At 36.8% G+C, this 19,172-nt stretch carries 17 protein-coding genes and 2 other annotated features; of the genes, 5 read left to right on the forward strand and 12 right to left on the reverse strand.

Annotation, left to right across the window (positions count from 1 at the left end):
• The 8 genes from AC0NJG_RS23285 to zapA all read right to left on the reverse strand — a co-directional run.
• The coding region (locus AC0NJG_RS23285; RefSeq protein WP_474063521.1) for an NEAT domain-containing protein at nt 1-1,456 on the reverse strand (1,456 nt) is incomplete at its 3' end.
• Nucleotides 1,457-1,475: 19 nt separating this feature from the next.
• Complete coding sequence (gene isdC / locus AC0NJG_RS23290) at nt 1,476-2,183, reverse strand: heme uptake protein IsdC (protein WP_087954149.1); 708 nt, start codon at nt 2,181-2,183, stop codon at nt 1,476-1,478.
• Nucleotides 2,184-2,682: 499 nt separating this feature from the next.
• Nucleotides 2,683-4,008, reverse strand: a complete 1,326-nt coding sequence (brnQ6, locus tag AC0NJG_RS23295) for a branched-chain amino acid transport system II carrier protein BrnQ6 (protein WP_429681237.1) — start codon at nt 4,006-4,008, stop codon at nt 2,683-2,685.
• Nucleotides 4,009-4,125: 117 nt separating this feature from the next.
• Nucleotides 4,126-4,377: a binding site (T-box leader), on the reverse strand.
• A gap of 108 nt (nt 4,378-4,485) precedes the next feature.
• Nucleotides 4,486-5,175, reverse strand: coding sequence for a 23S rRNA pseudouridine(2604) synthase RluF (locus AC0NJG_RS23300; RefSeq protein WP_429681236.1), 690 nt, complete (start codon nt 5,173-5,175; stop codon nt 4,486-4,488).
• Nucleotides 5,176-5,371: 196 nt separating this feature from the next.
• Nucleotides 5,372-7,732, reverse strand: a complete 2,361-nt coding sequence (locus AC0NJG_RS23305) for an endonuclease MutS2 (protein ID WP_087954146.1) — start codon at nt 7,730-7,732, stop codon at nt 5,372-5,374.
• A 19-nt stretch (nt 7,733-7,751) separates the two neighbouring features.
• Complete coding sequence (polX, locus tag AC0NJG_RS23310) at nt 7,752-9,470, reverse strand: DNA polymerase/3'-5' exonuclease PolX (protein WP_000867555.1); 1,719 nt, start codon at nt 9,468-9,470, stop codon at nt 7,752-7,754.
• A 55-nt stretch (nt 9,471-9,525) separates the two neighbouring features.
• A complete protein-coding gene (locus tag AC0NJG_RS23315; RefSeq protein WP_000565408.1) occupies nt 9,526-10,065 on the reverse strand; it encodes a CvpA family protein in 540 nt (179 codons plus the stop codon).
• 1 nt (nt 10,066) lies between these two features.
• Nucleotides 10,067-10,336: a cell division protein ZapA gene (gene zapA / locus AC0NJG_RS23320; RefSeq protein WP_000082701.1), complete on the reverse strand. Its 270-nt coding sequence runs from the start codon at nt 10,334-10,336 to the stop codon at nt 10,067-10,069.
• 124 nt (nt 10,337-10,460) lie between these two features.
• On the opposite strand from zapA, the gene rnhC reads away from it, so the two are divergent.
• The 3 genes from rnhC to AC0NJG_RS23335 all read left to right on the forward strand — a co-directional run bounded on the left by rnhC (nt 10,461) and on the right by AC0NJG_RS23335 (nt 12,030).
• The gene (gene rnhC, locus AC0NJG_RS23325; protein ID WP_087996685.1) at nt 10,461-11,396 is read left to right on the forward strand and encodes a ribonuclease HIII; all 936 of its coding nucleotides are present in this window, start codon (nt 10,461-10,463) and stop codon (nt 11,394-11,396) included.
• A gap of 116 nt (nt 11,397-11,512) precedes the next feature.
• Nucleotides 11,513-11,782, forward strand: a complete 270-nt coding sequence (locus AC0NJG_RS23330) for a hypothetical protein (protein ID WP_087954144.1) — start codon at nt 11,513-11,515, stop codon at nt 11,780-11,782.
• On the forward strand, nt 11,779-12,030 hold the full coding sequence (locus tag AC0NJG_RS23335) for a hypothetical protein (protein ID WP_000994757.1): 252 nt from the start codon (nt 11,779-11,781) through the stop codon (nt 12,028-12,030). Before AC0NJG_RS23330 ends, AC0NJG_RS23335 begins: the two co-directional genes overlap by 4 nt.
• A gap of 43 nt (nt 12,031-12,073) precedes the next feature.
• Here the strand turns inward: AC0NJG_RS23335 and AC0NJG_RS23340 are convergent, their stop codons facing one another.
• The 3 genes from AC0NJG_RS23340 to AC0NJG_RS23350 form a co-directional block, all read right to left on the reverse strand.
• Complete coding sequence (locus AC0NJG_RS23340; protein ID WP_000039588.1) at nt 12,074-12,208, reverse strand: YuzL family protein; 135 nt, start codon at nt 12,206-12,208, stop codon at nt 12,074-12,076.
• A 92-nt stretch (nt 12,209-12,300) separates the two neighbouring features.
• A complete protein-coding gene (asnS, locus tag AC0NJG_RS23345) occupies nt 12,301-13,692 on the reverse strand; it encodes an asparagine--tRNA ligase (RefSeq protein ID WP_097851384.1) in 1,392 nt (463 codons plus the stop codon).
• A gap of 52 nt (nt 13,693-13,744) precedes the next feature.
• Nucleotides 13,745-13,996, reverse strand: a binding site (T-box leader).
• 136 nt (nt 13,997-14,132) lie between these two features.
• On the reverse strand, nt 14,133-14,972 hold the full coding sequence (locus tag AC0NJG_RS23350; protein ID WP_474063522.1) for a helix-turn-helix transcriptional regulator: 840 nt from the start codon (nt 14,970-14,972) through the stop codon (nt 14,133-14,135).
• A 104-nt stretch (nt 14,973-15,076) separates the two neighbouring features.
• Here AC0NJG_RS23350 and AC0NJG_RS23355 point away from each other — a divergent pair, with 104 nt between their 5' ends.
• Together AC0NJG_RS23355 and AC0NJG_RS23360 are read left to right on the forward strand one after the other, a co-directional pair.
• Nucleotides 15,077-16,294, forward strand: a complete 1,218-nt coding sequence (locus AC0NJG_RS23355) for an MFS transporter (RefSeq protein ID WP_474063523.1) — start codon at nt 15,077-15,079, stop codon at nt 16,292-16,294.
• On the forward strand, nt 16,281-16,676 hold the full coding sequence (locus AC0NJG_RS23360; protein ID WP_087996679.1) for a carboxymuconolactone decarboxylase family protein: 396 nt from the start codon (nt 16,281-16,283) through the stop codon (nt 16,674-16,676). Before AC0NJG_RS23355 ends, AC0NJG_RS23360 begins: the two co-directional genes overlap by 14 nt.
• A 57-nt stretch (nt 16,677-16,733) precedes the next feature.
• Here the strand turns inward: AC0NJG_RS23360 and pheT are convergent, their stop codons facing one another.
• Nucleotides 16,734-19,154: a phenylalanine--tRNA ligase subunit beta gene (gene pheT, locus AC0NJG_RS23365; protein WP_429681233.1), complete on the reverse strand. Its 2,421-nt coding sequence runs from the start codon at nt 19,152-19,154 to the stop codon at nt 16,734-16,736.
• Nucleotides 19,155-19,172 lie beyond the last annotated feature (18 nt).

Raw genomic sequence — 19,172 nt, forward strand, 5'->3', positions numbered from 1 at the left:
CGTTTCCGCCTTGGTTGTCGTTTCCGCCTTGGTTGTCGTTTCCGCCTTGGTTGTCGTTTCCGCCTTGGTTGTCTAACGGTTTCATGCTATCTTTATCAAATGCAAATTGAATATTGTAGAAATGGTGATAATTCATTGAATCGATATCTACTTTCACTTTTGCATTTAACTTTTTAGATAAGTCGTTTACTTCTACTTCCACTACGCGTGTATCAGCTTTTTTATCTTCACTTAATACACTTGCATCAATAAACGCACCATTTTTCTCAAATTCAAACTTTGTAATCCATGCACTATTCGTTAATGTAAACGATACATATTTTTTACCGTTTTTTACCTTTAACACACCTGGACTCTTTGTATACGTGTTCATCATTGAAATTTCTTCTGTTTGATCTTTTAAAGCTTTGAAATTGATGCTGTATTCACCGTCTTTAATTGTTTCAGCATCTGGTTTTTTATTTTCATCTGGTTTTTCTACTTCTGGTTTTTTCTCTTCATTTTTAATTTGTTCAAGTTTATCTTGTTCAAATAAAAGTTGTACATCATGCGTTTGTTTATAATTTCTTGATGCCATCTCAATAAATACTTTTGTATTTAGTTTTTTTGATAAATCAGCTACTTCGAACTCTACTACTCTTATATCTTTTTCTTTATTTTCAATCACTACTTTTGCATCAACAAATACACCATCTTTTTCCGTTTGAAAATTTTTAATTAATGAGCTACTTTTTAATGTTACAATTGCTTTTTTCTTACCGTTTTCTACTTTTAATACTCCTGGGTTTACCATGTAACTATTCATCTTAGATTCTTCATCTGTTTGATTTTTTAACACTTTAAATGGAATACTGTACTCTCCATCTTTAATTGTGTTAGAATTTGGTTGTTGATCTGGGTCAGGCTTTTGGTCGGGCTTCTGACTTGGATCAGGTTTTTCATTTGGATCTGGCTTATTAGCTGGGTCCTCTTTTTCATTTGGTTGTTCCACATGAATCGGTGTAATACTATTTTGATCAAACGCAATGCGAACGTCGTACTCATGATGATAATTTAAAAACTCAATATCTACTTTTACTTTTGCATTTAATACCTTCTCTACATCTTCTACATCAAATTCTACTACTCTTGTATCTTTTTCTTTATCTTCACTAATTACATTTGTCTCAACAAGCTGACCTGCTTTTTCTGTTTCAAACTTCGTAATCCATGAACTATGTTCTAACGTAAAGGATACCTTCTTCTTCCCATCCTTCACTTTTAAAGTTCCTGGACTTACAGAGTATTGATTCATCATAGATTCTTCATCTGATGTATCCTTAAGAACTTTGAAACCGATTGAATATTCACCGTCAGCTAGTTGGCTTGCTGCTTGAACTGCAAGAGGTTGTAATGTTGATACGAATGTAAATATCATTAAGAACATCGCAACAACAATTTTAAAATATCTATTCAATGGAATACCGCTCCTTTATTTAGTTTTGACGTACTTTACGAATTAAGAAAACTCCTGAAATAAGGATTAACGCTGCAAATAATCCGATGCGTGCTTCATCACCTGTTTTTGGGTTATCTGTTTTTTCAGTTTTACCACTTTCATTTGTTCCTTTGTTCGCCTCTTTATTTGCTTCTTTACTCTCTTCTTTTTTCACTTCTTCTTTTACTTTTGTATCTGTTTTTGTTTGATTGTTATTCTTTATTACAGCAGTTGCTTTATTTTCTCCACCTACTGCTTTTACATTTGCATCAAATGCAAAGCGAATCGTGTAGTTATGGTCATAATTTACGTTTGGTACAACAACATGAATTTTTACAGCTGCCGGCTTAGATAAGTCATCTACCTTAAACTCTACTGTTCTTTTATCTGCCGATTCATCTTTACTAACAACTTTTGCATCAACAAAATTCCCGTTCTCAGGTGCTTTAAATTCTGTAATCCAAGCACTATGATTCATCGGGATTTGCACTCTCATCTCACCATTTTTCACAACTAGCTTAGCTGGTTTTTCAAAATAGTCATTTGCCATTGAAGCTGAATCATTTTCCGCTTTTTGAATGACATAGTTAATATCATAAGTACCGTCAGCTAGTTGTGCTGAAACTTTCCCATATGGCATGACAAGAAAAGCTAGCATGCATACGAACGTTATAATAAAAGCGGGTAATACAGAAATCTTTCTCATTTGGCTTACTTCCTCCTTGTTTATCCATCATCCATACTTTTTGAAAATGATAATTATTCTCAATTTATAAGAAAAAAAATAATAATCCTCTACCATTATTTACTTGTAATTTATTTATGTAATGTAGATATCATTGATTATCATTCTCAATACATGTTAAAAATAATATCCCTCCCTATTCCTTATAAAGAGCGATTCACATTTTAACATAAGTTCCTATTTATCCTGTTGATTATCATTCTCAATAAAACTCAAAAAAATAAAACTCCCCATTCTCCTACTCTATCACCTCTATCTACAAAAATGATATCGTTATAGAAAACCTTATCCCTTTCACTCCTCGCTTTCCTTCCAATATTTCCACAACTAAGTCAATCTTAGCCTACTCATAATTTTTTTGTCAACTATATTACGTATAAAATTTTAAATATCTGAATTTCTCTATATACGGCTTTTCCTACAAAAAAAGAGGCTTTCTTTCATAGAAAGCCTCTTTTCTCTATTTTTCTACAGCAACTTCTTCTTTTTGAAACAAAGAAATTACATATCCAACTACAATCCCTACTAAAGCAGGAACGAACCAACCAATCCCTACACTATATAATGGAATTTTATTTAAAATTGGTGTTAATGCTGCAATCTCAAGATTTGCATTGTGTAACCCATCAAAGAAACTAATCATGAATGCTCCTACAATACCACCTACATACATGACTAAAGGAAGTCGAATATAGTTTTCAACAAGTGATAATACAATAAGTACGATTCCAATAGGATAAATTGCAATTAAAATCGGTAATGCTAATGCATTTAACTGCGTTAACCCAAGATTCGCTACCATAAATGCTAATACGCAGAAAATGAAAACAACCTTTTGATAAGAAAGCTTTGGTAATAAAGAAGAGAAGTAATCACCACAAGCTGCAACAATACCTACAGAAGTTGTTAAACATGCTGCTGTAATTGCGATCCCTAGTAATAAAGTTCCGTAGCTACCAAATAAATGATTCACGACATTTGTTAAAATAATTCCTCCGTTTGCGCCCATTCCAAGTGACACACTAGAAGCTCCAAGATAAGCAAGTGCTAAATACACAAGTAGTAGACCAAGCGCTGCAATAAATCCTGCAAAGATTGTTACTTTTGCAATGCTATTTTTATTTGTAATGCCTTTTTCTTTTAACGCATGAATTACAACGTTTCCGAATACAAGTGCTGCAAGTCCATCTAAAGTTAAATATCCGTCAATAAAACCTTTAAAAAGCGGAGCACTATATGCTTCTGTTGGTGCACCAAATTCACCCATTGGTGTAATAAGTGCTTTCACTACAATAATTGCAATAACAGCTAATAAAATTGGAGTTAATACTTTACCGATGCGACCCACTAATTTTGATGGGTTTAAAGCTAAATAGAAAGTTACAGCAAAGAAAATAAATGTAAAGATAACAAGTGGATACGATTGACCAGCTATCTCACTTGGTAAAAATGGTGCAACACTCATTTCATAAGCAACAGTTCCTGTACGCGGCACACTTACGAATACGCCTAAACATAAATAAATTGCAGTAATAAAAACTAGTGCGAATATAGGGTGTACACGCCCTGCTAGCTCATTAATATCTCCCTTTAAAGCTATAACGATAACTCCTAATAAAGGCAATCCAACGCCTGTTACGACAAAACCAAACAGCGCGATCCATACATCTGTTCCAGCGCCTTGTCCTAATGCTGGTGGAAAAATCATATTACCTGCACCGAAAAATAGTGCAAATAACATTAAACTTATTGCAAGCATCTCAGAAAACTTTAAAGATGGTTTCATTTCTACTAACCTCCTAAATAATTATAAATTAACAAAATATTCTGAATTAAAATCCGTCACATATCCTCTTTCAAGCATACTTCCCCGTAAAAGAACGCAAAAAACACTCGTCCCTAACAAAGGGACGAGTGTTGAAATCGTGGTTCCACCCTTATTCTAATAAAATGAATTTATAACAAAATAAGCTCATTTTATAGCTCGTGTAAATTGATAACGGTTTTATCCGCCAAGAATTACAATGCATCATGCAGTTCACTCTTGAAGTTTAGAGGTGGTAAGTCTGTCTTTTCGTATTAGGAAGCTCACAGCCTAAGGCCTCCCTCTCTGAGAATCGTAAAAAACAACTCATGTCCTCATCATTACTTTTATAAAATATCTTGTCGAAACTTGTTGTTTTTTATTATATGGGCTATTTTTTAAAAAATCAATAGTTTTATTTTTTCTGACAAAAAAATATAGGGAGAAAATTTTTCCTCCCTATAGCTGCCCTATTAATATTTCTAATTCCCCATCTGTAATGTTTCGCCACTTTCCCACTTCAAGATCGTCTAGCTCTATATTCATAATGCGTTCTCTCTTTAACTTTGTTACAGTAAACCCGAAAGCTCGGCTCATTCTACGAATTTGCCTGTTCATTCCTTGCGTTAAAACGATACGAAATGTTGATTGATCGACTCTTGTCACTTTGCACGGCTTCGTCATTCCATCTTTAATCTTTACACCGCTGGACATTTCATCAATAAACCAATCTGTAAAAGGTTTATCGACTGTGACAACATATTCTTTCTCATGCTCATGATCACCGTGTAAGATTTGATTTGCAATCGCACCGTCATTCGTTAATAAAATAAGGCCTTCTGACGCTTTATCTAATCGTCCAACAGGAAAGATACGCTCAGGGTAATTAATATAATCAATAATATTATCCTCAATATGATCAGCTGCTGTACAAGTAATACCAACTGGCTTATGAAAGACGATATACACCTTTTCTTTCTCTTCTTTTGCAATAACCTGCCCATCAATCGTTACAACATCACCATCGCCCACGAGTGCACCGTGCGTACATATTTCACCGTTAATCGCCACGCGTCCAGCTTTAATAAGGCGATCTGTTTCGCGTCTTGAGCAGGATTTTGCTTCGCTTATGTATTGGTTGATTTTCATGTTTTATTCCCTTTTCACATATATTAAAAGCGTCAATCTATGGCAATATCATTATGCCACGATTGACGCTCGTTTACTTCGCAAAAACAACTAAATAAATAACCCCAATCACCAAAAATATTCCGCAACAAGCTAACAATACTTTTGCAAGTTTGTCCATAAACATATAATGGTTTCCCCTTTGTTTCGTTGTTTTCTATTTTAATTCGACAACTGTTACGCCTAGGCCTCCCTCGCCCATGTCACCGTAACGGAATGTTTTCACACCGCGATGCTTCTTCAAGTAATCTTGAACACCTTGACGAAGTGCTCCTGTTCCTTTACCGTGAATGATTGATACGCGAGGATAGCTTGCAAGCTGGGCATCGTCTAAGTATTTCTCAACGCGCGCCATTGCATTTTCAAATCGTTCACCACGAAGGTCAAGTTCTAATGAAACGTGATAATCTCTACCTTTTACTGTTGCCACTGCTTTTTTCTCTGTTTGTTTCGGTGTGTTAATGTATTCCATGTTAGATTCTTTTACTTTCATCTTCAGAATACCGATTTGTACACTCCACTCTGTATCGCTTACTTTTTCAAGTAATTGACCTTTTTGCCCGAACGTTAATACTTTTACTTCATCACCTGCGCGTAACTGTTGTTTCGGCGCAGTATTTTTCACGTTTACTTTTTGTTTCTTCACAAGCTCTGGTGCTGCGCCTTCTAGACGGCTCTTCGCTTCAATAAGCTCGTGATCTTTCACGTTTGCAAGCTGTGCTTTACGCAATTGACGAAGTTCTTGAATAATGCCTTCTGCTTCTTTCTTTGCAGCTTCGACCTTTTCTTCTCCTTCTTTTTGCGCTTTTAACAATCGTTCATCACGATCTTCGTTAAATTCAATGATTTGACGTTGTAATTCGCGATGCAATTTTTCAGATTGCTTGCGAAGTGCTTCTGCTTCGTTCCAGTCACGCTCTGCGTTCTTTTGACTTTCTTCTAACTTCGCAATCATATTTTCAATTTTGTTTGTATCTGTACTAATGTGGTTTCGCGCTTGTTCAATCACGCGATCAGATAACCCAAGACGTTTCGAAATTTCGAAGGCATTACTACGTCCTGGTACACCAATTAATAATTTATACGTTGGGCTTAACGTGTTCACATCAAACTCAACGCTCGCATTAATAACTTGCTCACGGTTATATCCGTATGCTTTTAATTCTGGGTAATGCGTCGTTGCAACAACGCGAGCGCCACGATTACATACTTCATCTAAAATCGAAATTGCTAGTGCAGCCCCTTCTTGCGGGTCTGTTCCGGCACCTAATTCATCGAATAAAACTAAGCTTTCAAAATCAGCTTTTTCTAAAATATCAACAATGTTCACCATATGTGAGGAGAACGTACTTAAACTTTGTTCAATCGATTGCTCATCACCGATATCAGCAAAGATATTTTTGAATACACAAATCTCTGACTCATCCATTACTGGAATGTGAAGGCCAGATTGCGCCATTAATACACAAATACCAACTGTTTTCAGCGTAACTGTTTTACCACCTGTATTCGGTCCTGTAATAACAATTGTCGTGAAATCTTTCCCTAACATAATGTTATTTGGCACGATAATTTCTGGATCGATAAGCGGATGACGTGCTTGTCTTAAATCCATGTAACGCTCGTTGTTTACGATTGGTTTCGTTGCTTTAATACGCTTCGCATAGAAAGCTTTCGCAAAGATGAAATCAAGATTTGCAACTACCTCTACGTTTGATAAAACGATATCCGCTTCTACTGCCACTTCTTCTGTTAACATCAATAAGATGCGTTCGATTTCTTGTTTTTCTTTCACACGTGCTTCTTGAAGCGAGTTATTTAATTCTACAATGACTTGAGGTTCAATAAATAACGTTTGTCCAGAAGCTGATTGATCGTGGACAATACCGCCATATACGCCGCGATATTCTTGTTTCACTGGGATTACGTAACGTTCGTTACGAATCGTTACAATTGAGTCAGACAGCATCTTTTGCGCGTTTGAAGAACGCGTCATATTTTCTAACTTTTCACGAATACGGCTTTCCGCAGTACGAATTTGAGTACGAATACCACGCAGTTTATCACTTGCGCTATCGACTACCTCACCGCCATCACCGATACAATTTGTGATTTTCTTTTCTAAATCATATAAAGATACAATTTGAGCGACATGAGTTTCTAAAATGGGAAGCTCGACGCCATTATCAACCATATCTTCAATGAAACGTTTCATGTTGCGACTACCATACATCGTATTGGCAATATCAAGTAGTTCATTTGGACTTAACATACTTCCAATCTTTGCACGCTTCACATTTGAGCGAATATCCGTAATGCCACCTAATGGTGCACTACCTTTTAAACGAATGACTTTCGCTGCTTCATCCGTTGTATCTTGCATTTCTACAATTTCTTCAAAATCAGTGCTTGGCACTAAATGCTTCACTTTGTCACGACCAAGTGAAGATGCTGTATGTTCAAGTAATTGTTCTTTTACTTTATTGTATTCTAATACACGCAACGTTCTTTCTAACATGTTGCAGGTCCCCCTTGTGTTACTTATTACGTTTAATATAGTCTAATAAACGTTCAATATCCCACGTGTTAATCACGTTATCTTTTTGAATCCAACCTTTACGCGCTGCCGCTACACCTGTTTCCATATCTTCTAACATTTCAAGTGTATGAGCATCCGTATTAATCGCTACTTTTACACCAGCATCTTGTGCTTGTTTTAATAATTTCGCGCTTAAATCTAGACGGTTTGGATTCGCATTTAATTCTAAAACTGTATTTGTTTCTTTTGCGAGTTCGATTAATAAGTCTGTATCTACATCATAACCTTCACGGCGTCCAAGAAGACGTCCTGTCGGATGAGCAATCATTGTGACATGCTTATTCTCTAGCGCAGCACGAAGACGTTTCATGATTGTTTCACGGTCTTGTGAGAAGCTAGAGTGAATTGCTCCAATTACATAATCTAATTCTGCTAATACTTCATCATCAAAATCAAGCGAGGCATCTGGTAAAATATCCATTTCAATTCCGCGTAAAATTGTAATGTCTGGATACTTTTCGTTCATACGCTCAATTTCTTTCGCTTGCTCACGAAGGCGCTCTTTCGTTAAACCGTTCGCTACTTTCAAATATTGTGAGTGATCAGTAATTGCCATAAACTTATATCCACGAGCACGGCACGCTTGTACCATCTCTTCAATTGAAAAAGCGCCGTCACTCCATGTTGTATGCATATGTAAATCACCTTGTATATCAGAGAATTGAATTAAGTTTGGATACTCTTTAATTAATTCAATTTCTTTTCCATCTTCACGCACTTCTGGCGGAATAAATGGAAGACCGAAATGAGCAAAGAATTCTTCTTCCGTCTCAAATGTTTTCACTTCACCTGTTTCCAAGTTCTCTACACCGTACTCACTAATTTTCTCGCCTTTATCTTTTGCGATTTGACGCATTTTTACGTTATGGTCTTTTGATCCTGTGAAATGGTGAAGAGTTGTAATAAACTCTTCTGGTTTTACTAGACGGAAATCAATCGAAATATCATATTCATATTGAAGACGGACAGAAACTTTCGTATCTCCGCTCGCGATTACTTCAATCATATTATCAAATTGTAGTAAATGCTCACGTACTGCAGCTGGCTCTGTCGTTGCAATAATGAAGTCTAAATCCTTCACTGTTTCACGAACGCGGCGCAAACTACCAGCACGCGAGAAGCGAATTACTTCAGCAATATTCGACAATTTCTCCTCTATTTCCCCGGCAATAGGCAATACCATCGCGATTGGTAAACGCTCCGGACGAGATCCTACTTGATCGATTGCTTCTAATATTTTCTCTTCTGTCTTCTTACCGAAACCTGCTAAAGCTTGTACTTTATTTTCCTCACAAACCGCTTTTAGCGATTCCATATCAACAACACCAAGTTCTTTATATAACTTAGCTACCTTTTTACCACCAAGGCCTGGCAATTTTAATAACGGTAATAAGCTACTTGGCACTTCTTGTTCAAGCTCTTGTAATACTTCAGATGTTCCCGATTCTATATATTCTTGAATAACTGCCGCTGTTCCTTTTCCAATGCCCGGAATCTTCGTGAAATCTTCAATCTCAGAAAGACTACGATCATCACTTTCTAATGCTGCTGCCGCTTTACGAAATGCAGATATTTTAAATGGATTCGCGCCCTTTAGTTCCATAAAAAGCCCGATTGTCTCTAATAATTTAATCACTTGTTTTTTATTTACTTTCATCATTGTCCCGCCTTTCTTTCATAGAAAAAAACTTCTCTTTCCGAAAAAAGAGAAGTTATACTCTGCTACCTGTCTGCCATAGTTCCTTCACCTTTTCAGATAGAATCGGTGTATCGTCTACAATTATTTTGCTAATTGATGATTGTTGTAATGGTGTTTGTAATTGTTCAATCGGAAGAATGTTTCCAATGATAATTAAGACAAACAAAATAATATATACTTCTAAAAATCCGAGGATCGCCCCCGCAAACGCATTTACTTGCTTTAAAACCGGTATTTCTGCAAACATATTTAACAAATTACCAAGTAATGAAAGTGCAATTTTTGTGATAATAAACAATATGATAAACGCAAGCGCTTGATAAAATACTGTCTCAATATTATTTGCATCAATCCATTCTGGAACAGATACGTTTTTATCAAATGGATACGGAATAAATTTCGCAAGTGCTGGCGCTAAATCTTTACAGTACCAGTATGCAACAAGGTATGCGATAATAAAGCTTGTTAACTTTACAAGTTGCAGAATAAACCCTCTGCGTAAGCCGAGGAAAAATCCCATAACAAGCAGTAAAATGATAATAATATCAATCATGTTATTCCATTCCTTTTTTTGTCATACTTTCTTTCAATTTCTCATGTTCTTCTTTTAATTTTATGTAATCGTGTATGACGTTTACCGCCGTCAATACCGCTAGTCTACTCGTGTCAAGCGAAGGATTCTTGGCATTGAGTTCGCGCATTTTATCATCCACAATCGCTGCTACCATGCGGATATGACTTGTACTTTCATCGCCAACAACTGAATATTGCTGACCATAGATTTCTACATTAATTCGACTTTTCTTTCCCTTTTGTTGTGACAACTCACCGGCCTCCAATCACGTACAGAATCCTAAAGTTTATCATACCATGAACCTTCATAATATGGAAACAGAAAGAACAATCCGATATGATAAAAATAACAATATAAAAAAAGGGGTGACCATTATGTCAAATTCTATCGTAATTCAAACAAATTCTACAGTAATTGAGGACATGAAACAACAATATAAACATTCGCTTAGCCCGAAAACTCCACAAGGCGGAATCTTCATGGCAAAAGTGCCATCTTGCACAATTACAGCGTATAAATCTGGAAAAGTAATGTTCCAAGGTGGACGTGCTGAGGCAGAAGCTGCCCGTTGGCAAACTGTCTCCCAAGCACCGAAAACAGCTGTAAAAAAATCTGTTGATTCACACCGTTATGCACCGCCTGCTTCCATCGGTACAATGTCGATTGTAGGATCAGATGAAGTTGGTACTGGTGATTTCTTCGGACCGATGACAGTAGTTGCTGTATATGTGGATGCGAAGCAAATTCCACTACTAAAAGAACTTGGTGTAAAAGACTCTAAAAATTTAAATGACGATCAAATTACTGCCATTGCGAAACAACTTCTTCACGTTGTTCCTTACAGCTCTCTTGTCCTTCATAACGAAAAATATAACGAGCTATTTGATAAAGGAAACAACCAAGGTAAGTTAAAAGCTTTACTACACAATAAAGCTATTACAAACTTATTAGCTAAAATGGCACCTACAAAACCTGAAGGCGTCTTAATCGACCAATTCACACAACCTGATACATACTACAAATATTTAGCAAAACAAAAGCAGGTACAGCGTGAAAATGTTTATTTCGCTACGAAAGGTGAAAGCGTCCATTTAGCAGTAGCCGCTGCTTCTATTTTAGCTCGCTACTCATTCGTCAAACAATTTAACGAACTAAGCAAAAAAGCTGGTATGCCGCTTCCAAAAGGTGCTGGTAAACAAGTTGATATCGCCGCTGCTAAATTAATTCAAAAGCTTGGTAAAGAACGATTACCTGAGTTTGTGAAACTGCATTTTGCTAATACAGAGAAGGCGTTTCGCTTACTAAAATAGTATCGACAAAAACAGGAGCCTACAAACTCCTGTTTTTTGTTTCACCCTACTATTATCCTTATAGTTTTGTTATAATTATAATATATAGATTATTCTAACATAGGAGGAAATCCCCATTGCTTCTTATACAAATGATTCTAAATATTTTACTAGGTAATCCACACGAAAGACAGTTTGAAATTAGGGAAAACATTCAGCTACTAAGTGAACAACGAGCGTTCAACGATTTAATAGAGCGCTATGGCCGATCTTTCTTATTAAACTTTCGGATTCGAAGATTTATCGGAAAACACGATGCTCGCTCGTTAATACATAATCCAGCAAAACTCCAACACTTCTGTGAGGAACTTGAATGTATGATTAGAAAAAGGAGGTTTTTCAGCTGAACGCTGTAAAAGTTAAAAAGGTACTATATGCTTTCGTACACATCGTAGGTCCTCTTTCTTACCTCACTATTTCTACCATTTGGGGAGCTTTTTTCACTACTAAATCTACATTTGAAAATATATCTGATAATCTTGGTGTAATGGCTATCTATTACGTATTTATGAGCTTACTGTGGTTTTTCTATTTAGATCGCTTAGACAAAGATGTAGATACTATTACAAAAGAGATTCATGATAAAAAGATGTAATACATACAAAAAAGGAGAGCCGCCAAGACTCTCCTTTTTTATGTTAGCTTCGTTTCTGCTTCTTATTAGATGAAGGTACTTTATGAGAACCTGTTTCATGTGTCGTCGTTCCTTGTCCTTCTACTTCTGGAGAACCTAGGCCCGATCTTGAATGATCTTTTTTCACTTTTTTACTCATTTATATTCACCCCTTCGCGTTAATTTTTGCTACGGGAGAATAAACTATGCAAAATAAAAAGCGAGAGGAAATCCTCTCGCTTTTTTCATATTTTAGAATTCAGAAGAACCTGGAGTTCTTGGGAATGGAATTACGTCACGGATGTTAGCCATGCCAGTGATGTACATTAGGAAGCGCTCGAAACCTAGACCGAATCCAGCGTGTTTTGTACCGCCGTATTTTCTAAGTTCTAAGTACCACCAGTAGTCCTCTTCGTTCATACCTAATTCTTTAATTCTGTCTACTAAAACATCCATTCTTTCTTCACGTTGACTTCCACCGATTAATTCGCCGATGCCAGGAACTAGAAGGTCAGTAGCAGCTACTGTTTTACCGTCGTCATTTAAGCGCATGTAGAATGCTTTAATGTCTTTCGGATAGTCAGTTACGAATACAGGGCGTTTGAAGATTTCTTCTGATAAGTATCTTTCGTGCTCTGTTTGTAAGTCAATACCCCATTCTACTGGGTATTTGAAGTCAGCACCTGATTCTTGAAGTACTTTAATTGCTTCTGTATAAGTGATGCGACCGAAGTCAGAGTTAATTACGTTGTTCATACGCTCTAGAACTGTTTTATCAACGAAGCTGTTGAAGAATTCCATTTCTTCTGGTGCATGCTCTAATACGTATTTCATTGCATATTTCAGCATATCTTCTGTAAGGTTCATTACGTCACCTAGTTCAGCGAATGCAATCTCAGGCTCAACCATCCAGAATTCAGCAGCGTGGCGAGTTGTGTTTGAGTTTTCTGCACGGAATGTAGGTCCGAATGTGTATACATCACGGAATGCTAATGCATAAGCTTCAGCGTTCAGCTGTCCACTTACTGTTAAGTTTGTTTCTTTGCCGAAGAAGTCTTTTGTTTCATCAACTTGTCCGTCTTCGCCTTTTGGTACGTTGTTTAAATCTTGCGTTGTTACGCGGAACATTTCGCCCGCACCTTCTGTATCACTACCAGTAATGATAGGTGTATGAACATGTACAAATCCACGCTCTTGGAAGAATTGGTGAATCGCAAATGCTGCGATAGAACGTACGCGGAACGTTGCAGAGAATGCATTTGTTCTTGGACGTAAGTGAGCAATTGTACGTAAGTATTCAAACGTATGACGTTTCTTTTGAAGTGGGTAATCAGAATCTGATAAGCCCTCAATATCAATTTTTTCTGCTTTAATTTCAAATGGTTGTTTCGCTCCAGGCGTTACAATTACTTTACCTTCTACTTTGACTGAAGAGCTAAGTGGAAGTTTTGCAATTTCTTTGAAGTTATCTAATTCTGTATCGAAAACGATTTGAACGCTTTTGAAGAAGCTACCGTCGTTTAATTCGATGAAGCCAAATGCTTTTGAATCACGTAAGTTACGAATCCACCCTGATACTTGTACTGTTTGACCTGCGTATTTATCTGTATCTCTATACAGACTTTTTACTAATGTGTTTTCCATAGTGAAATTCTCCTTTGCTGATATATTTAAATACAAAAAAACCTTTCATCCATAAAGGGACGAAAGGTTAAACTTCGCGGTACCACCCAATTTGTCATAAAGACCAACTTTAACTCGTATGTAATACATACTTCCCGGTTTGTAACAGGCCGGATTCCCGTCTAAGTCTACTCTTGAATACAAGATTCAATTTCGGTTAGCAACTCCAAGGTGTTCTTCACATATACCGCCTCATCAGGCTCTCACCGTCCCTGACTCGCTTTGGATTATAGTATATACTACTTTTCCTTATCATCGTCTTTCATTTTGTTAAACTAAAATTAATGTACTACATTCGAGAGAAAGATGCAAGATGTCGGAAAATATATCAGTATTTTTCTTTTTTCAACAACATATATTTAAACGATTTCCATGAGAGATTAATTCTCTACCGTATTATTCTAATTTACTTTTAATAATTCTTTCATCTTCATTTCTGTATCTTCCTCTGTACGTGGCTGATAAATTGTAAGCTTTAATTCAGGTGCATCATAAACCTGGAGTGTAACATGATCCATAACTAACGTTCCTACGGCAGGATGTAAAAGTACTTTCCGACCAATAGGTGTTCCTTGCACTTCATGATTTGACCACCACTTACGAAATTCACTACTTCTTTCCGTAAGTTCCTCAATCACATTTTTAAACCACTCGTCCCCAATAAATTGTGTATATGTAGCGCGGAACTGTGCAATTAAACGCTGTGCATGATTTTCCCAGTTTTCAAATAGTTTACGGTATTCTTTTGATGTAAAACAACGCCACACCGCATTTCGATTTCTCTCATCCATTTCACCAAAATCACCAAATACAACGCTGGCAGCCTTATTCCAATGAACAATGTTAAGTTTTTCATCGATTACATAAGCAGGACATAATTGTAATTGATCTAGTAATCCCTCTAAAACCCCATTTATATGTCCAGCAATCGGCTTCCTTATTTGAGAAGGTAGTGAAAGATTTGCCAATAAAATCAAATGGTTTCTTTCTTCTCCCTCCAACCGAAATACACGAGAAATTGACTCTATAACTTCTTGAGAAACTTGGATATCACGCCCTTGTTCTAACCATGTATACCATGTCAATCCAATTCCCGCTAATTGTGCAACTTCTTCTCGTCTTAATCCTTTTGTTTTTCTTCGCTGACCAATTGGTAAATTAAATTGCTCAGGAGTCAACCTAGCGCGGCGGCTTTTCAAAAAATCTGCTAGTTCCTTCCTTCTATCTGCATCGCTTAACATATAATATTCCCCTTTATTAGTGGTAGTTTTTATACCAGTATAAATACACTCCTATTTTCATTATAAACCTACCTTTATCTTAATAAGTAAAGGAGGTGAATTTTATGATAATAAAAAATATAGAAACACATTCTTTTGAACTAACACAGCGATTTGTTTTATTTATGGCGGTAATATGTGGTTTTACAGTAGCAAACGTGTATATAAATCAAACCCTTTTAGTAAGCATAGCCCATACTTTTCATGTTTCAGAAACTAGAATCGGTATTGTTGCTACCGTAACCCAAGTCGGATATGCATTAGGAAATCTCTTTATAGTTCCTTTAGGGGATATACTTGAGAGAAAAAAATTAATTTTAATTTTATTGTCTCTCATTTGTATTAACTTAGCTTTAGCCGCTTTCTCAACAGATATGACTTGGCTAATTGTAGCTAATTTTATTCTTGGATTTGTTACAATCATCCCCCAGATTGTAATCCCTTTCGTCTCTCAATACGCCACTGATCAAAATAGAGGCCAAATTTTAGGAAATGTATCTATCGGTCTAGTTTGTGGCATTTTAGGAGCTCGATTAATTAGCGGATTCATTGATATTCACTTCGGATGGCGAACTGTTTATGGGATTTTTTTCATAAGTACTTTCATTCTTATATTATTAGTGAAAATGTATTTCCCTAAAGGAGATAAGACTCATCACATGCAATATAAAAAGCTTCTCTTTTCTTTCATTCCACTCTTGTTGCAAGAGAAAATGTTACGAAAGGCTTGTTTAAGTCAAGGGATGGTATTTGGAGCTTTCAGTGTTTTTTGGACTACACTTATTTTCTTATTAACCACACATCCTTATCATTACGGAAGCTCTACTGTTGGATTAATCGGTTTAGTAGGAATAGTAGGAGCATTTGCAACACCTATTATCGGGCGCATTATAGATAAAAAAGGAGCCATATTTGCGAACGCTTTATGTACGTCTATTTCATTTTTTTCTTTTTTACTATTTTTGTTTTCAGGGTACTGGTTACCAGAACTCATTGTAGGGGCTCTTTTACTTACAGCTGGCACTCAAGCAAATCAAGTAGCTTGTCAAGCACACCTTTTCCAATTACATCCTGAGAAACGAAGTAGTTTGAACGGCATATACATGGTGGCAACATTTCTCGGTGGGTCTATAGGCTCTTACTTCGGACTGCTCGTCTGGAGCAAATGGCAGTGGACCGGAGTATGTATTCTTGGAATTTCCATGATAAGTATTACACTAATCTCATTTATAAAGGTGCCTCACTATACTAGAAAGGAAGATGTATGTAATGAAAAATCCTAGTGTGAATTATGAAAAAGGAATGAAAATTTTAGCAAAAATCGCTCCTGAACATTACCAAAAGATCGTAAATAACCTTGCAGATTCTGTTGCACCTGATTTAGGAACATTAGCTGTCGAGTTTAACTACGGTCAAATTTTTGCCAGACCAGGTCTCGACTTGAAATCCCGATTACTTGCGACCGTTGCTGGATTAACAGCTTTAGGCAATGCTGAACAACTGAAATTTTATATAAACGGAGCTTTAAACGTCGGATGGACAGAAGAAGAAATCATTGAAGTAATGATGCAGATGATTATATATGCCGGATTTCCTGTAGCATTAAATACCATTTTAACGGTTGCTACCGAAGTATTTACAGAACGAAAAACAGATACAATGTAATAAAAAATAAAAAGGTTGAGTCCCCTTCAATGGGTACTCAACCTTTTTATTTAAAAATTACTTACGTAACTCCGCACCAAATTTCTCTTCTACCGTTGTTAATACACGGTTATGTGCTTCTGTTACTTCTTCGTCTGTTAACGTACGTTCTGCATCGAAGTAAGTCATAGAGAATGCAAGTGATTTCTTGCCTTCTTCCATTTTTTCACCTTCGTATAAGTCGAATAATGTTACGTCTTTCAGAAGTTCTCCACCAGCTTCAGCAATAACTTGCTTCATTTCGCCAGCTTTTGTTTCTTTCGTTACGACAACAGCCATGTCACGTGTCATAGATGGGAAACGTGGAATTGCTGCGTAGTAAGTTTCTTCTGCGTCTGCACCAAATACTTTTACAAGAGATAGTTCGAATACGAATGTATTTTTCACATCTAATTGTTTTTCTGCTTCTGGGTGCAATTGACCGATGAAACCAATTACTTCGCCATCTAATACGATGTCAGCTGTACGACCTGGGTGCATACCTTCACGTTTTGCTGGTGCATATGTGATTTGGTTTGAAACACCAAGTACGTCGAATAGTCCTTCTAGTACACCTTTCACAACGAAGAAGTCTACAACCTTCTTTTCACCTTGCCATGCATGGTGAAGAGCAAGACCTGTCATAACACCTGCAAGATGTTGTTCTTCTTTCGGAAGTTCTCCTTCTTCTGTCGGTAAGAAGATAGAACCTACTTCGTATAAAGCAACGCTGTCGTTTTTACGTGCAACGTTGTATGAAACTGCTTCTAACAATTGTGGCACTAAGCTTAAACGAAGTTGGCTGCGTTCTTCACTCATTGGAAGTGCAAGAGCTACAGGCGCTTTTTCGTTTGGCTCCACCATATATTGTTTCGCTTTGTCAGCGCTTGTTAATGAATACGTGATTGCTTCATATAAACCAGCACCTTCTAAGAAGCGACGTACTTTACGACGTTTCGTTTGCGCTGCTGTTAATTTACCACGTGTCATCGTTCCAGAAGGTAATGTAACTGGAATGTGATCATAACCGTATAGACGGCCCACTTCTTCTACTAAGTCTTCTGAAATTGTAATATCAGGACGACGTGCTGGTACATTCACGTGGAATGTTCCTTCTACTTCTGTGAATGGGAATTTTAAGTTTGTAAACATTGTACCCATTTCACTTGCAGAAATATTCGTACCTAATACACGGTTTACTTTTTCAGCAGTAACAGATACTGTACGCTCTTGTACTTGTAAGTTATCAGCTTCTACTACACCTTCAAGTGCTTCTCCGCCAGCGTATTTCGCCATTAAAGCAGCTGCGTGTTGAATTGCTTCAAATGTACGTGTTGGGTCGATTCCTTTTTCGAAACGTGCACTTGATTCACTACGAAGACCTAAGTCTTTTGATGTACGACGCACTGTTTGACCTGCAAAGTATGCAGACTCAATTAAAACGTTTACTGTCTCATTTGTAACTTCAGAATCCGCTCCGCCCATTACACCAGCAACAGCTAAAGCTTTTGTGCCGTTTGTAATGACAAGGTGGTGGCTTTGTAATGTACGTTCTTGATCATCTAACGTTTCAATTTTTTCGCCTTCTTTTGCAAGACGAACAACGATTTCTTTTGAACCTAATTTATCGTAATCGAATGCATGTAACGGTTGACCGTATTCCATTAGAATGTAGTTTGTAATATCAACTACGTTGCTAATTGGACGAATGCCAGCTGCCATAAGTCGAGTTTGCATCCACATTGGTGATGGACCAATTTTTACGTTCTTCACCATTTTTGCAATGTATAATGGATTTTCTTCTTTCGCTTCTACACTTACAGAAATGTAATCAGCAGTTTTTTCTGCTGTTTCTTGTAAGTCGATAGCTGGAAGTTTTACTTCACGGCCGTAAATAGCAGCTACTTCATATGCAACACCTAACATGTTTAAGCAATCTGCACGGTTTGGTGTTAAACCAAGCTCAAGTACTTCATCATGTAAGTTTAAAATTTCAAGTGCATCTGCACCAACTTCAGCGTCACTTGGGAAGATGAAGATACCATCTGCATATTCTTTTGAAACTAACTTTCCATCAATGCCAAGCTCTTGAAGAGCACAAACCATACCGTGAGAAGCTTCACCACGTAGTTTTGCTTTTTTGATTTTGAAATTACCAGGAAGTACAGCGCCAACTTTTGCAACTGGTACTTTTAAACCTTTTGCAATGTTAGCAGCACCACAAATAATTTGAACTGGCTCTTCTTCACCAATATCGATTAAGCATTTGCTTAACTTATCAGCTTCTGGGTGTTTTTCACATTCTAATACGTGACCAACTACAACACCTTTTACACCTTTATTTAATACTTCAACACCTTCTACTTCAATACCACTTTTCGTAATTTTGTCTGCTAGTTCTTGTGCCGTTACATCTTTAATATCTACATACTCTTGTAACCAACGATATGATACGAACATACTTATCCTCTCCTTCCC

Source organism: Bacillus sp. SSR7 (assembly GCF_055902415.1).